This window comes from Armatimonas sp., assembly GCF_043760365.1.
In the GTDB taxonomy this organism is placed as follows: domain Bacteria; phylum Armatimonadota; class Armatimonadia; order Armatimonadales; family Armatimonadaceae; genus Armatimonas.
Genome location: NZ_JAYUPA010000371.1, coordinates 1 through 15,339, shown reverse-complemented (window position 1 = coordinate 15,339; position 15,339 = coordinate 1). Strand labels below are relative to the sequence as shown.

The following is a 15,339-nucleotide window of genomic DNA, read 5'->3' as shown; positions in this document are numbered from 1 at the left end:
CAGGAGGCCTTGGCATCATAATCCAGATGCACTGTCACCGTAGATGTCTCTATATCCAGGGCGACATCCGTAACCTGCCAGGGTAAACTGACCCCCAGAATCGTCGAGTATAAATCTCTGTCAGTCATGCTGGCATAGCATAGCAGAGTAATCACCTTTCACACAAAACCCCATAGACCCATAAAAACTAACCTATATTCGTACTCGTGGAATACCGTATTTTTCTATCTCGGCAAAGGTATACAAACTTGTTTTTTGCTCATCAAGCGTCATTGTGGCATCCTCTTCGTCCCACCGAGCAAAAAGTTCTTGTGTCGCCTGTGATTCATAAACCATCGCAGAAGGAACTGCGGCGATTTGAATCAGATGGACAATGTACTCCGATGGCGATACACCTACTTTTTGCGCTTCCCTCTCAACATGCTTCTCAAGAGAATCGGGCAAGTCAATTACTAAAGACATCCTGTGCACCCCCTCAAGTTCAGTATAGCCTATCAAATCCATAACTGTCCGACAGTCATTTCCGCCGGTAGACAAAAAGACAATTGGCGCAGATGAGGCTCTTGGGGGCTTCGGCTAAGAGCTTCCGGCAGAGGCGGCGGGCTTTTTTTGCTTGTGGAAGAAGCCCAAGATACCATCGAGCAGGTTGTTCAGCACCTCAAAGAAAAAGAGAACTGCGCCGCTGTTTGCACGCCCAAAGTAGTCTACGGGCATGGTGTACTCTTCGCGGATTCCGACATCCAGGCCGAGGGCGCGGCTAAAACCGTACACCTCGACCATAATGCGACGGCAGTCCGGGCAGGGGATGTCCGGATTGTCCGACGCGATCCCAAACACTGCTAGAGCCCTTTGAGAATCCCGCGCACATAGCCCACGGACTCGGCGAGGCCCAGCACGGGATCCTTGGCATCTTTCTCGTACTCAAAGCCAACATTGCCGGTGAAGTTAATGGTGATTAGTGCCTTGAGGATCGAGGCAATATCCAGCCCGCCCCGCCCCACTTCGATGGGCTTGCCGTTTGGCGCGACCACACTCACGTCTTTCAGGTGAATATCGTAGACCCGGTCGCGGCAGTCAAGAATCGCCTTTGCGGGGTCTTTCCCGGCGCGTGCACAGTGACCGACGTCCACACACAGCCCGATGCGCTTATCAAAGCCCTTGGCGGCGTTGTAGGCCTCGTAGGGCGTCGGGAAGTTCTTGTCCTCCGGCCCGTGGTTATGGAGCGCGAGCTTGATGTCAAACTCCTTGACCAGTTTGTCGAGGATCGGGATCGAGTCGAGGGGCGGAGCACAGACCATCGTTCCAATCCCCGATGCCTTAGCATACTCAAACGCCGCCCGCATGCTGGCTTCGTCTTTCATCCCAACATTACCAATCGAGAGAGGCGTGATTCCCGCCGCCTTGAACTTCGCCACAATCGCCTTTAGCTCGTCCGGCGTCGCCTTCATCGGCAAGTGCGAGTCCTTCAGCGAGCAGGTCTTCACTGCCAGCCGCTGGAGCACCGTAATCGCCGCGTCGGTGGGTAGCGTTCGCAGCGTGTAGGTCGCCACCCCAATGTTGAGTGTGTTTGCTTTCATGCTCTCAGGTTCGCGATAGCTGCGACAAATCCCTGCCCCTATTTCTGTACCACAATCCGCACCTGGAAAGCCTTGTCGGTGTTGATTTTTTCCTCGAATCCACGCAGATAGAGCAGGCGCAGAAATCCGCCCCCAACACTCTCCGCCTTGAAGGTGAAGGTCTCTTTGCCACCCACCCCATTCATGTTGGGCTTGTGCGGATCCGTGACGTACTTACGAGCAACCGAGATCCAGGGAGCGGGACCGGTCAGTAGATACCAGCTATAGCCGGTAGTAGGGTTCGCGGCGAGCTGAAGGGTGAACGTCTCCCCCAGCTTGATGGTAATTTCTTTGCCCCGGTCAGTCTCAGTGATCACACGTGGTTTTGTTTGCATGCTCTATGGTATCGCTCCGCGACGGAGATATCATGTAGCAGAGCGACGGAGGACGCGCCCCGGGTGCGACCCGGTAAGCTGGCTGTTTCGCAGCACGGGAACGCCGTTGATCAGCACGTCAGTCAGGCCGATGGGCTTGCTCTGCGGGTCTTTGGTGGTCGCTGTATCGGTGATGGTTTTAGGGTCGAAAATCACCAGATCGGCTTTCTTGCCCGGCACGATCCGGCCACGATCCGTGAAGCCAAAGCGCTGTGCGGGCAGTGCGCTGGCCTTGCGAACGGCCTCCCCGAGCGAGAGGACACGCTGCTCTCTCACATACTTGCCCAGGATGCGTGGGTAGCTGCCTGCGCCACGGGGGTGCGAGCCGCGCAGGCCGCCATCGGTGCAGAACATGATCTCTGGGTGGCGAATAAAGGCTTGTAAGTCCCGCTCCTGCATCGCCGTCACGACCACGCCAACCGCGCCCTTGGTCGCCGCCACCATCTCCATCGTGAGTGTCACCGCATCTTTTTTCTGCTCCAAGGCGAGTGCTGCCAGTGTCTTGCCCTGCCAGCTCGGCTGGGGCGCATAGCCCGTGACCAGAATATTCTTCGCCCCGCCCACTTCGGCGAGCGCCTTCTCCCAGAGTTCGCGCTTGTCCCACTCTCGGGTCGTGAGTAAGACGATAATGCTGCTCTGCCAGTAGGTGTAGGGATAGACATCGGCGGTGATGCTCACACCGCGCCGCCGCGCCGCTTCCATGCGCTCAAAAACTTGCTGCGTCTTGCCCCAGACCGGGGCGCTCCCAAGCTTGATGTGTGAGATCTGCGCCGGAACACGGGCCTCGGTGGCGATCTTGATCAGCTCATCGAACGAGGTCAGTGCCCCTTCTTCTTCGTCGCGGACATGGCTGATGTAAAACCCTGCCAGCTCGGCGAGCGCGATCAACTCTTCCGTCGTGGAATAAATCCCCGGATCGTACTCGATGCCCGAGCTCAGCCCGAGTGCCCCGGCACGGACTTCTTGCGCTACTAGCGCCCGCATCTTGCGAATCTCATCGGGGCGCGCGGCGCGCTTGTAGTCGTCGCCCATCACTTTGCCGCGCACGGTGCCGTGCCCCACAAAGCTGGCGATATTGAGTGCGGATGGCGTTTGTTCTAGCTTGGCAAACCACTCGGCCAGCGGAAAGTTGTGGCCACCATCTTGCCCGACCAGCGCCGTCGTGATTCCTTGGCGAATCTGCGTCTCCGCATCGAGATTAGTCAGAAGCCCCCCATCGGCGTGGCTGTGGGTATCTATAAATCCCGGCGCGACGACTTTGCCATCAGCCTCAATCACAGTGCCCCCCCCCGCCCCCGATAACGGGGGAGCCAGAGCGGTGATAGAGTCGCCCTCCACCAGTACATCGGCGCGGCGCAGCTTGCCGCCACTTCCATCGGCGACCAGACCGCCACGAATCAGATAGGACATGGAGGAATTGTACCTGAACCCACCCGTCTTGGACCCACCCGCCTCGTTCCTCGACACCCTCCCTCAGAGCAGGGAGGGTTAAGGAAGAAGCTCTTTGAGCCAACGAATTAGCTCTTGGGGACTGAAGGGCCGAACCAGAAATCGATCACAGCCTGCATCGAAGAATGGCTGACGAACCGCTCGATAACCTTCGGAATCCGAAGGGGTTCCACAACTCGCAATGATCGGTAGGCTGGTAAACTCGGGCTGTTGCCGAACCCATTGGATTAGCTCCAGACCATCCATCTCAGGCATCCAGTAGTCCGTAAAAACGGCATCAATCGAGATTTCCCGTAGGCATTTCTGTGCTACTTTTCCGTTCTCCGCTTCGACCACCTGATAGCCCTCGGCTTCCAAATGGCGGCGCAGCATCACACGAACTTTGAACTCATCATCCACGATAAGAATTGTCTTTGGTTCAGACATTACCTATACCTGCTCTCTCTTCAAAACTCAGGAGTCGTTTCAGAAAGGCCAGAATCTCCGTAGGGTTGAAAGGCCGAGGCACAAAAATATCAACAGGATAGCGGTTGAATGAGTCTCTCACGGGAGAGACATTTCCTACCGCAATAACCACAAGCTGTCTTCCGATACGGGGTGGTTGCTGGCGAATCCAGTGTGCAAGCTCCAATCCGCTCCGAGCCTGAAGTGCCCAAGAAACGATCACAGCATCTACATGGGTCTCCTGAAGAATCTGCTTGGCGGTCTCACCAAACTCTGTCAGCAGAACCTGATAGCCCGCCTTCTCAAGAATTTCCTGCAAGAGAAGGCGAGTAGCTTGTTTGTCCTCCACAACGAGAACCGTCATTGAAATGGTTCTACGCCGAGCGTTTTAGCTCCATGCCGCGCATGGTTCCGGTGCTGGAGGCGAACTTGTCGGTCTCGACACCGAAGCGCTGGAGGACATTGACGAAGAGGTTGGGGAGCGGGTAGTTACGCTCTCGGTCGAAGGCGAGGTGCTGGCCGTGCTGGAAGCCACCGCCTGCGAAGAGCACAGGGAGGTTGGTGGTGACGTGCGTGTTGGCGTTGCCCATGTTGCTGCCGTAGAGCACCATGGTTCGGTCCAGCAGGGTCTCGTTGCCTTCCTGATGGGACTTCAGATCAGCGAAGAGGCCCGCCAGGAGCTTCATGTGCTCGCGGTCAATGCGCTCTAGCTGCCCCATCTTCTCCTGGCTCTTGCCATGGTGCGAGAGGTTATGGTAGCCATCGGAGACTGCCTTGCCCTCGACGGTGATGGCGGGCGAGTTGACACTATCGAGCATCAGGGTGATGTTCCGGGTGGAGTCGGTGGCAAAGGCGAGCTGCGCCATTTGGTACATCAGGCGGGTCTTCTCCATGTACTCCCGCGGGTCTTTGAGGTCTACGGGCGGTGCGACACTCACGACCGGGCGGGGCTTTTTCTCCCACTCGGCGGCCTGAACCAAGCGCTGCTCCAGATCACGCACTCCCGAGAAGTACTGGTCGAGCCGCTCCCTGTCTTTTGCACCGACCTGACGGCTGAGCTTGCTGGTCTGCTCCGCGACCGTGTCCATGATGCTGCGCCCCAGTGCCAAGCTCCGCGCCTGTGCCTGCACTTCGTCGGGGGAACCGCCCAAAAAGAGCTTCTTAAACACCTCCGACGGTCGGTTCTCCGTGGGGATCAGTACCCCATTGGCGGTACAAGAGAGGCTCCGCGAGCCATTTACCCCCAGCGTAAGCGACGGAAACCGAGTTAAGTTGCCGATGCGCTCGGCCACGTACTGGTCCAGCGAGATGGTGTTGCGAAAGCCGCCGCTGGAGGGATGCGGCGCGGCGGTGAGAAAGCAGATGTCCGCCGGGTGCCCACCGTCCACATCGGGGTGCCAGACACCACTCATCACCGTGAAGTCGTCGCGGAAGTTTCTGAGGTGCTCTAGATAGGGCGAGAAAGTATAGCCACGCCCCGCTTGATTCGCCGCTGGAAAAAACTTGTCCGGGAGCACCCCCAGGTTGTTACAGATGCCAAAGAAGCGGCGTGGGACGGGCTTTTGGGAGTCCGTGCGGGCGAAGGCGGGCTCCATGGCATCGAGGAGAGGAAGCCCCAACAGGACACCGGCTCCGCGGAGGAAGTGGCGCCGGGAGAGGGCTTGCCGCGTAAGGATATGAACGATTTTCATGGTCTTATTTATTCCTGAAGAGGTCGCTTGCGATCACTTGATGGAGGAGGGACTTCACTCCGTAGCCAGTGGGCTGGGCGCGGCTCAGGATCGCCTCAATCTGTGCCCGGTCGCCGAACTGAACGGGAGCGCCCGTCGCGTAGGTCACGAGCTGCCGCGTGAGGTTGCGCGCAATACCACGCTCGTCGCGAAGAAACAAGCGCTTCAGCTCGCGAATGTCAGCAAATGTGCGGCCATCGGGGAGAATGCCAGACGAGTCCACGGGCTGTGCGGCATGGAAGTAAAAGGGCTGGCCATTCTTGCCAAAGCCAGCCTCGACCTTCCCTTCTTTCTCCCCTATTCCCCGGTAGCGGTCGCGCCAGCCACCAAAGACATCAAAGCTCTCCAGTGCGAAGCCCGCCGGGTCGATCTTGGTATGGCAGCCACGACACTCGGGCTGTGTCCGGTGCTTGGCCAGTAGCTCCCGAATCGTGGTGGCCCCCCGGATATCCGGCTCGACGGCGGGAACGGCGGCGGGCGGCGGTGGCACGGGGAGCCCCAGGATGCGCTCGTTGATCCAGACACCGCGCAGGACGGGAGAGGTCGTGGTGCCATTGGCGGTCACTTTCAAAACGCTCGCCTGGGTGAGTAGCCCGCCACGGACGGAGTCCTTGGGCAGCGGGACGCGGCGGATAGTGGCTCCCTGAACATTGGGGAGGTTGTAGAGCGTCGCGAGGCGGTCGTTGACTGTCACAAAGTCCGAGGCGACGAGATTACGTGCGGGCAGGTTCCTGCGCAGCAGCTCGGTGAAGAATACCCGCGTCTCCTCAACCGCGGACTCCACCAGGTAGTCATCAAGGTAGTAGTCCACATAGAGCGTCTCATCCGGCGAGACATCCGCCGTCTTACGCAGATCGAGCCAGTAGTCCAGAAACGCCTCTACAAACCGCCGAGCGCGGGGATCGGCGAGCAGGCGCTCTGTCTGCGCAGCGAGTACCTTGGGGTCTTTGAGCTTGCCCTGTGCCGCCAGCGACCGGAGCGCCTCGTCGGGCTCCGTGTTCCAAAGGAAGTACGAGAGGCGCGTCGCCAGCGCAAAATCGGTCAGAGGGCCGGGTTTCTCCTCCAGCGTGATAAAGTCGGGGGAGCAGAGAATCCCCGAGTAGGCTGCGAGGAGCGCCTCGGTGAAGCTCGCCCCGGAGCTATGTGCGCTCTGGAAGAGTTTCTCATAGGGCAGTGCATCGCTCTCCTGCATAGGGCGGCGCAGAGTACGCTGGAGAAACCCACGGATAAGCCTCTCACTGTCTTTCTCAGGGTCTTTAGGGACGATCTCAAGCTGTCCCCCCGCTCCGGCTTTGACGGGTAGGTCACCACACAGCAAGCGTACGCCAGGCATCGGCCAGATATCGTAGAGTGGCCCCTCGACCTCCAGCCACTGGAAGGCAACTCCTGGCTGGCCCTCTTTGGTTGCCAGTGGCGTGTGCCAGCCCGTCGTTATTTTACGCTTGGGGTCATCCGAGGGCGGACGGGACCGGAAGAGGCGGGCGGCATCGGGCAGGATGGACTCGCCTTTGATCAGCTGAACGTCGAGCTCTCGCACTGTCGAATCGGGGCCCATGTCCACCGTCCCCAGTCGGCGCTGCTGCTGGGGATGCGAGGTCGCGTAGAGCGTCACTGGTTCCTGGGTTCGCCCCCGCGAGATATTCGTGCGGCTGGCTCGCCACCATTGCTTCTCGTTGCCGGGGCCGGACCAGAACGAGTGGGCGCGGAGCCGGAGCCGGTAGCGCCCCGAGATGGGTGCGTGGAAGCGGTCGAACTCGGGCTGAATCGGCTCGTAGGAGCTTGCCACCACCCCAAGGGCTTCCAACTCACGCTTCTCGGGGTCTTTGGCACCGACCGTCATCGGGCCTTTCTTCTCTAGCACCGGAAGGTCCGCCGCATCCCCCAGGATCGGGAAGGTCGCACGCGCGGTGGCATCGGAGTAGGCAAAACCCGCCTCCACCAGCCCGGCAAACGAGCGCTGCTCCCGTGCGTAGTAGCGCTTTGTGGTGGTCTCGGAACGTGCGACTCCCTGCGCCAGCACCTCACGTAGTGCAGCGTTGGCAGCATCCAAGTAGCGGCTCATCTGGACATGAGAGACATCTAGCGCCGTACCAACTTTGTTGAAGCGAGCCGAGATGCCGTCCTCGGGGAGCATGAACTTGAGCTGGAGCCAGGGCGTATCGAGAAGGTCACGAACCGTGTTCTCGTACTCGTAGCGGTTCATGCGCCGCCAGACCGCGCGGCCCTCACGCTTCACCCGCACCGCCTCCACGGCGAGCATGGGGGTGGCAAGCGCCTTCAGAAATGCCGCACGTGCTGTAGGTTTGGGCAGGGGGGCGGTTGGCGGAGGCATCTCCCCCAGCTGCACGCGATCGTGCACTTTAACCCACAGCGCAAAGACCTTGGGATCGTCGAGGCGCAGTGGCAACACCGTCAGGTCGAGCTTGCCCTCTTTAAGGTTTGGGTTGTGGCAGGCAAGGCAGTTGGCCTTGAGAAACGCCTGCACGCCCGGAGTAGGCACCACAGGCTTGCTCTGCGGCATCGCTGCCGAGAGAGCCCCCAGTCCTAGGGTTAGGGCCGCACCAGATACTAGCCGCCCCGAGAGCTTTTGCTGCCTTTTTTGAAAATTCATGACACTATGAACTCACTCCCTTCTAGGGTACGCCACTTTCACTATTATGTGCCAGTCATTCTCACAAGTTTATTCCTGATTTTTCCCTCAGTCTCCCTCACCCGAACCCACCTGCCTCTATTCGTTCCTCATTCCGGCACCCTCCCTTGCCGCAAGGGAGGGCTGAGGTGGGTTTAGTCCAGATACAAAAACTCACTTAAATTGAGAAGCGAGAGGCACAGGTAGGTTTGGGCTTGTTGGTCGGTGGCTCCTTTGAAGCGCAGGGTGTCTATGAGTCTTGTGCAGCGGGCGAGCTCGGCTTGCGTCGGGTCGCGCTGGGTGATGAGGGAGAAGGCGCGCTGGATAAACGGGACGGGGCGGTCCGTGACGTCTTTTTTCACGCGCTCGGCGAGAAGCTTTGCCTGCTGGTTCATGAGCGTGGAGTTGAGCATCGCGAGTGCCTGCGTGGGCTGAACCGTGGCGAAGCGGGCCGGGTTGGTGCGGTCGGTCTCACCCGCGTCGAAGCTCTCCAGCATCGGGTAGAGTAGCGAGCGCTTGACGAAGATATAGATGCTGCGCCGGTTCTTGTCCTCGGGCTTCATCTTGTCCGGGTACCAGTCCTTGCCGGGAATGGACTGCCCTGCCAGTACTTCTTTCTGAATATCAGGGTAGACCGAGGTGCCGAACTGTTGGAGATTCAGATTCCCACAAACGGCAAGCACGGAGTCGCGGACTTCCTCGGCGCTCAGGCGGCGCATGTCAAAGCGCCAAAAAAGCTCATTCTCGGGATCCGTCTTGAGCGCAATTGAGTTGCTGCGCGAGGACATCTGGTAGGTGCTGGAGAGAAGGATCAGGCGATGAATAGCCTTCATGCTCCAGCCCTTGGCCACAAACTCACTCGCCAACCAGTCGAGCAGCTCGGGATGGGTCGGAGCTGCGCCCTGGAAGCCGTAGTCGTTGGGCGTGCGGACGATGCCGCGCCCAAAGTGTCCCTGCCAGAGCCGATTGACCATCACGCGCGCCGGGAGCGGGTTGCTCGGGTTCGTGATCCAGTTAGCCAGTGCCGTCCGGCGGCCTGCGCTGGCGGCCAGAGGGTTGGGTTTGGCAATCCCGCCGCCTACGCAGCTCGGGAAGCCAGGCTCGACTTTCTCGCCGGGCGTCTCGCGGCTGCCACGCTTGAGGATAAATGTCTCGGCGGACTTCGGGCCGGTCTCGGTGACCACCAGCATCTTATTGACGGGCACCTCAGTCTTCTCTAAGTCCTCCACTTCCTTGAGCAGCTTCGTGCCCTCCGCCACTTGCGCGGGGTCAAGCTGGCCTTTGTAGGCGGCGAACTGCACAGGAATGCCCAGAGCACTGGTATTTTTTGCGGGCGAGAGCGGGCGGCGGGCAAACCCTGGCCCGGCCCACGCGACGTTCAGCCCCAGCGGCGAGGTGCCACTCTGGAAATACTCTAATCGCAACGTCACTTTCCCGGCAGGCAGCGTGATTTTCGCCCGCTTCTCATTGCCCTCACCGTGGGAACTATCGTAGTCAATGAGCTTCTGGCCGTTCACAAAGAGCCGCGAGCCATCGTCGGAGTCCAGCCAGAGCGTGTACTCCCCGGCGGCAGGCGCATTGAGGCTTCCTGTAAAGAGCTGCGCAAAGCTACCGTCGCGCTGCTTCACCGAGAGGTCTAGCATCGGCGCAGTGCCCGACGCAACGGGCGTGAGCTTGTCAAAGTCAGGAAGCGCCCCGAATGCGCCTTCGTAGTACTTCCAGCTCAGATCGGCCAAGTCAGTGGGCTTGAGCAGGGCATCTCGCTTTTGCAGAAACTCCTGCTGGAGTGCGGCGATCCGGGCGCGCTTTGCCGTGACCTCCTCGGCTTTCTCTTTGACGCGCTTTTCATAGTTCGCCTTTTCGGTATCACTCTCGAAGATTATTTTTTCGTCGGTGGGGCCGCCGTTTTTAAAATAATTGATGTTCTGGAAGATCGCCACAAACTGGTAGTAGTCTTTGGTGGGAATCGGGTCAATCTTATGGTCGTGGCAGCGGGCACAGTCGAGAGTCAGTCCTAAGAAAGCTTGGCCCACTGTCGTGACAATGTCATCAATGCTATCGTAGCGGGACTGTTCGGCGTCCACGGGCTCATCGTCCCAGACACCGAGGCGATAGAAACCCGTCGCGATCTGCGTCTCGTTGGTGGCATCAGGCAATTCATCGCCCGCGAGCTGCTCTTTTAGAAATCTATCGTAGGGCTTGTCGGCGTTGTAGCTCTTAATCACATAGTCACGGTAGCGCCACGGCTGCGGCTTAGGGTTGTCACGCTCGTAGCTATTGGTCTCGGCAAAGCGGACTAAGTCCAGCCACTGACGTCCCCATTTTTCGCCGTAGTGCGATGAGGCCAGTAATTTCTCGACCAGCGTCTCATACGCCTTCGGGTTCGTGTCGCGCTCAAAGGCCACCACTTCCTCGGGCGTGGGTGGCAGGCCAATCAGATCGTAGGTCAGGCGGCGAATCAGCTCACGGCGCGAGGCCGGGGCGCTGGGCAGGAGCTTCTTGTTCTCCAGCTTCGCCAGCACAAAGGCATCAATCGGGTTCTTCACCCACTCGCTCGCCAGCACGGGATTCTTGACTTTGGGAACAGCGGCACGCTTCACGGGCTGGAACGACCAGTGATTTTCACCCCCCGGCCCCCGTCCGACGGGGGGGGCTGCTATGGGCCACTTTGCACCGTCTTTGACCCAGGCCGCCAGTGCCTCTTGCTCGGGGATTCCGAGTTTGCCGCTCGGAGGCATCTTGACTTTGCCATCGTAGCGAACCGCCGACAAAACACGTTGCGCCGTTGCCGCATCGAACGCCTTGTCGAGCCGCACGCCGCCCTGCGCCGCCTGCTCGCCGTGGCAGGTCATACACTTGGCGAGGAGCAGCGGACGCACTTTTGACTCAAAAGCCAGCTCCCCGATCGGGCGAGGGAGCTTTTGGGCCAGTGCTGCCGTTGCGAGCAAAACTACTCCACTAAGAATTCCCCATTGCATTCGCATATCACGGTTATTATGCCGCATTGTGGGCTACAATAACAGTCATGAAGCGGACAATGGGGGTTCTTTTCGGAGGACTTTTACTCGGAGTGAGTTTGATGCCAGGCAAGGCGCAGGAACCGGTGGATGCCGAGTTCTTTGAGAAGCGCATTCGCCCGATTCTCACCGCGCGCTGCGTGTCGTGCCACGGGCCGGATATCCAACAAGGAAACCTCAGATTAGATGGGGCAGCGGCGCTCAAAAAAGGCGGCTCGCGCGGGGCAGCTCTCCCGGTCAATGGAACACTGCTCAAGGCAGTCAGCTACACCAATGCATCTCTGCTCATGCCCCCGAGCGGCAAACTCCCGGCGGGCGAGATCGCGCTGTTAGAGCAGTGGGTTAAAGGCGGCGCACCACTGCCAGCCAACACTACGCAGCCCCCCCCCAAGGCAGGTGGATCAAAAAAAGAGAGCTTTGATCTGACGAAGCGCCGCCAGCACTGGGCGTACAAGCAAGTCCAGCGCCCGCTGGAGCCGCCCATGGAAAAGAGCGGGATAGATGCTTTTGTGCTTGCCAAGCTTCAGAAATCCGGGCTGCACATGGCTCCCGAGGCCGATAAGCGAACCCTCATCCGGCGTGCCACTTTTGATCTGACGGGCCTGCCGCCCACACCACAAGAAATCGCTGCGTTTCTCACGGATACATCACCGAAAGCTTACGAAAAGCTGGTAGAGAGATTGCTGGCCTCGCCCGCCTACGGCGAGCGCTGGGCACGGCACTGGCTGGACCTGGTGCGCTACGGCGAGTCCATGGGCCATGAGCTGGATTTCGATATTCCCGAGGCATTTCAGTACAGAGACTATGTGATTCGGGCGCTGAACGCCGATGTCCCCTACGATAAATTTATGACGGAGCAGCTTGCGGGGGATTTACTGTCCACACCACGCTTTGACAGAGTCACAGGGCGCAACGAGTCGCTCACCGCCACGGGGTTTGTCTGGCTGGGTGAGGGCAAGCACTCGCCCGTGGATATCAAGCAGGAGCAGGCAGATCGCATTGACAACCAGATTGATGTGATCGGCAAGGCGTTTTTAGGTCAGACGGTGGCGTGTGCCCGCTGCCACGACCACAAATTCGACCCGATCCCCACCAAGGACTACTACGGCCTCTACGGCATGCTCCGAAGCTCGCGCTTCCAGCTCACTTCCTCAGATGGCCCCGAGACTTTCGGTAAGCCCGCGCAGGCTATTTCTCGCATTCGGACCGGCGTGGACCGGCGTGGCCTGAGCGATGCCTGGAAAGCCAGTCTCGCTGCCCTCCCCGACGAGAAGCTCAAGGCGGAGCTACAGGTGCTGAACCGCAAAGGCAACGGTGGTGAGTCAGACTTCCCTCTAAGCCAGTGGACTCCCAGTGGCGCGGCGATGATGACTCTGGCCAAGCCCGGTGAGCTGCTTCTCTCAGGCGATCCGCAAAAGCCCGTACTGGCTCTGGCACCTCGGACGATGGCGCACTCGGCGCTGAGTGGGCGGCGGCAAGAGGGCGCACTGCGCTCCCCGACGTTCACCATAGACAAGGACTATATCCATGTCAATGTCGCCGGTCAAAAAGGCCGTCTGCGCATCATTGTCGAGAGCTTTCAAGTGATCCGTGACCCGCTCTACGGCTTTCTGGGGCACACCATTGACTACCCCGAGCCGCAGTGGCGCACGATTGATCTGCGGATGGTCAAGGGCCGCCGCGCCTATGTCGAGCTCTCCGACAGTGCGCGCGATAACTTCTCCAACGGCAATCTAAGTGATACCAACAAGGGCCACGACGGCTGGATTCGCTGCGAGGGCGCGGTGCTCAGTAGCAGCAATGTCCCGCCTGGTGGAAACAGCCCGTACCCTATTCAGCGGGTTGCGGAACCGGTGAAGCAGAGCCTCAGCACGGCGTTAGATCACTGGGCAAGTCACTCCCTCACCGCAAGCGATACGCCTGCTCTTGACGTGCTCGACATGCTCCTGCGCAAGGGGGTTCTAGAGACGAAGCTCCTCGCCGATGCCAGCGCCCAAATTGCGGCCATTGACAACGCCCTCCCCGCGCCGACGCGTATTCTGGCGATGGCCGATGGCAACGGCGAGGACGAGAATGTCTTCCTGCGCGGCAACCACAAGTCCGCCGGATCAACTGCGCCGCGCCTGCAACTGGCACTCTGCGGCACGGAGAGTACGCCTATCACGGGTGTTGTGGGCAGTGGACGGCTTGAGCTCGCCCAGCGCCTCGCCAGCCCCCAACATCCGCTCACGGCGCGGGTGATCGTCAACCGGCTCTGGCACCACCACTTTGGGCGCGGAATTGTCGCCACCACCGATGACTTTGGGCACATGGGCCAGCTCCCGACGCACCCCGAGCTTCTGGACTACCTCGCAAGTGAACTCGTGGCAAAGAACTGGTCGCTCAAGGCCATGCACAAGCTCATTCTCACCAGCGCCACCTACAAGCAGCGCAGTGATATCGCCCCCACCGCCACGGCAACCAAGCTCGACCCGACCAATAAGCTCCTCTGGCGGATGAATGTCCGTAGATTAGAAGGCGAGGCGATCCGCGATAGCCTGCTCGCACTCTCAGGGCGCTTGGACAGGACGCTCTACGGCCCGCCGGTCAACACCTACCTGACAGAGTTCTCCGAGGGGCGCGGTCGGCCTGGCCAAGGCCCGCTCGATGGCAATGGGCGGCGCAGTATCTATCTCTCGGTGCGGCGCAACTTCCTCTCGCCCTGGCTCCAGTCCTTTGACTTTCCGACCCCCTTCACCTGCATCGGGCGTCGAAGCGTGAGTAATGTCCCCGCGCAGGCACTTGCCCTGATGAACGGCCCGTTTGTCCGTCAGCAAGCCGATGTCTGGGCCGACCGGTTACTCAAAGAACAACCCACCGCCACGCCCGAACAGCGTGTCGCCTGGCTCTACGAAAGCGCCTTTGGTCGCCCCGCAACTCCCAGCGAAGCCAAAGACGCCCTTGAGTTTGTGGAGGGGAGCAACGAGAAAGCCGTCTGGGCCGATCTGTGCCATGTCCTGCTCAATGTTAAAGAATTTATATTTATAAAATGAGTAGCTCTCCACGGCAAAAAAGCTTCTCGCAGTTCACACTAGAAGAGGCACTAGCACGACTCGATCTTGAAATCTTGCTGCCTTGGCAACCGGACTATACCGAGCGAGAGCCCAGCGCGTTTTTCACAGAGAAGCTCCATCGCCTAGATGCCTTTGACTTGCAGCGCTCGGAAGGTGCGAAGACACTCTTAATAGATGCCTTTTTTGAGGAAGCCATTCAGCCCTACACACGGCTTCGGATCTTCAAAGAGGCAACCCTTCGGGCGGAAATCGCTAGTGGCATGGTGGACTATCTCGTGGCCTCGCGCCGCCTCGTAGCCACCACACCGCTTCTCTGTGTGGTCGAAGCGAAAAAAGACAACTTTGAGCGTGGTTTAGCACAGTGCCTCGTGGAGATGCAAGCCTGCCACGAAGCCAATCAGAGTGCCGGACGGACACACGCCGTCTATGGAATTGTGACCAACGGCCAAGGCTGGCAGTTCTACAAACGAGAAACCAGCGGCGAGGTTTTTGAGACCGGGCTTTTCTCAAGCACCAACACGACGCAGCTTTTAGGCATGCTCGACTGGCTCTTTGCACGCTGCACCGAGCAACTGGAAGAAGAAAAATGACACGACGAGAAGTTCTCTCCACCGCCGCAACAGGCTTTGGTGGCCTCGCAGCATCAGCACTCTTTGCCGATGAGGCCGCAGCAAGCTCCCCCCACCCAGAGGGTACCCGGCGGGGGCAGGGGGGGCTGGGGCAAAAACTAGACCATCCAGCGAAAGCCAAGGCAGTGATCTTTCTGTACATGGACGGTGGCCCAAGCCAGATGGACACGTTTGATCCGAAGCCACGCCTGGAGAAAGACCACGGCAAGCCACTGCCAATGGACGTGCCACCGACACAGTTTAATAACAACGGAACGATTCTGAAATCCCCGTGGACATTTAAGAAATACGGTCAGAGTGGCCTAGATGTCAGCGAGCTGTTCCCCGAAGTGGCCAAGTGCGCCGATGATCTGTGTGTCATGCGCTCCATGACCAGCAACTTCTCGGAGCACACCAAC

Annotated in this window: 13 protein-coding genes; 3 read left to right on the top strand and 10 right to left on the bottom strand. The window is 59.4% G+C overall.

Annotation, left to right across the window (positions count from 1 at the left end; all coding sequences use genetic code 11):
• Positions 1-192: 192 nt before the first annotated feature.
• From ACH2EH_RS08980 to ACH2EH_RS08935, 10 genes are all read right to left on the bottom strand, one after another.
• On the bottom strand, positions 193-462 hold the full coding sequence (locus ACH2EH_RS08980; RefSeq protein ID WP_395140915.1) for a hypothetical protein: 270 nt from the start codon (positions 460-462) through the stop codon (positions 193-195).
• Positions 463-576: 114 nt separating this feature from the next.
• Positions 577-837, bottom strand: a complete 261-nt coding sequence (locus ACH2EH_RS08975) for a hypothetical protein (protein ID WP_395140913.1) — start codon at positions 835-837, stop codon at positions 577-579.
• Between the two features lie 2 nt (positions 838-839).
• On the bottom strand, positions 840-1,577 hold the full coding sequence (locus ACH2EH_RS08970) for a sugar phosphate isomerase/epimerase family protein (RefSeq protein ID WP_395140911.1): 738 nt from the start codon (positions 1,575-1,577) through the stop codon (positions 840-842).
• Positions 1,578-1,615: 38 nt separating this feature from the next.
• Positions 1,616-1,951: a protease inhibitor I42 family protein gene (locus ACH2EH_RS08965; protein WP_395140910.1), complete on the bottom strand. Its 336-nt coding sequence runs from the start codon at positions 1,949-1,951 to the stop codon at positions 1,616-1,618.
• A 30-nt stretch (positions 1,952-1,981) separates the two neighbouring features.
• Positions 1,982-3,400 carry an amidohydrolase family protein gene (locus ACH2EH_RS08960; protein ID WP_395140908.1) on the bottom strand — a complete coding sequence of 473 codons (1,419 nt, stop codon included), beginning with the start codon at positions 3,398-3,400 and terminating at the stop codon, positions 1,982-1,984.
• Positions 3,401-3,478: 78 nt separating this feature from the next.
• Positions 3,479-3,865 carry a response regulator gene (locus ACH2EH_RS08955; RefSeq protein ID WP_395140906.1) on the bottom strand — a complete coding sequence of 129 codons (387 nt, stop codon included), beginning with the start codon at positions 3,863-3,865 and terminating at the stop codon, positions 3,479-3,481.
• Positions 3,858-4,247, bottom strand: a complete 390-nt coding sequence (locus ACH2EH_RS08950) for a response regulator (RefSeq protein ID WP_395140904.1) — start codon at positions 4,245-4,247, stop codon at positions 3,858-3,860. The genes ACH2EH_RS08955 and ACH2EH_RS08950 overlap by 8 nt, the downstream gene beginning before the upstream one ends.
• Before the next feature lie 10 nt (positions 4,248-4,257).
• On the bottom strand, positions 4,258-5,574 hold the full coding sequence (locus ACH2EH_RS08945) for a DUF1552 domain-containing protein (protein WP_395140902.1): 1,317 nt from the start codon (positions 5,572-5,574) through the stop codon (positions 4,258-4,260).
• A gap of 4 nt (positions 5,575-5,578) precedes the next feature.
• Positions 5,579-8,224 carry a DUF1592 domain-containing protein gene (locus ACH2EH_RS08940; protein WP_395140901.1) on the bottom strand — a complete coding sequence of 882 codons (2,646 nt, stop codon included), beginning with the start codon at positions 8,222-8,224 and terminating at the stop codon, positions 5,579-5,581.
• Positions 8,225-8,397: 173 nt separating this feature from the next.
• On the bottom strand, positions 8,398-11,220 hold the full coding sequence (locus tag ACH2EH_RS08935; RefSeq protein ID WP_395140899.1) for a DUF1553 domain-containing protein: 2,823 nt from the start codon (positions 11,218-11,220) through the stop codon (positions 8,398-8,400).
• A gap of 47 nt (positions 11,221-11,267) precedes the next feature.
• On the opposite strand from ACH2EH_RS08935, the gene ACH2EH_RS08930 reads away from it, so the two are divergent.
• From ACH2EH_RS08930 to ACH2EH_RS08920, 3 genes are all read left to right on the top strand, one after another.
• Complete coding sequence (locus ACH2EH_RS08930; protein WP_395140897.1) at positions 11,268-14,291, top strand: PSD1 and planctomycete cytochrome C domain-containing protein; 3,024 nt, start codon at positions 11,268-11,270, stop codon at positions 14,289-14,291.
• Positions 14,288-14,902, top strand: a complete 615-nt coding sequence (locus tag ACH2EH_RS08925; RefSeq protein ID WP_395140895.1) for a hypothetical protein — start codon at positions 14,288-14,290, stop codon at positions 14,900-14,902. Before ACH2EH_RS08930 ends, ACH2EH_RS08925 begins: the two co-directional genes overlap by 4 nt.
• Positions 14,899-15,339: DUF1501 domain-containing protein (locus tag ACH2EH_RS08920; protein ID WP_395140893.1), on the top strand; the 441-nt coding region annotated here is incomplete at its 3' end. The genes ACH2EH_RS08925 and ACH2EH_RS08920, both read left to right, overlap by 4 nt.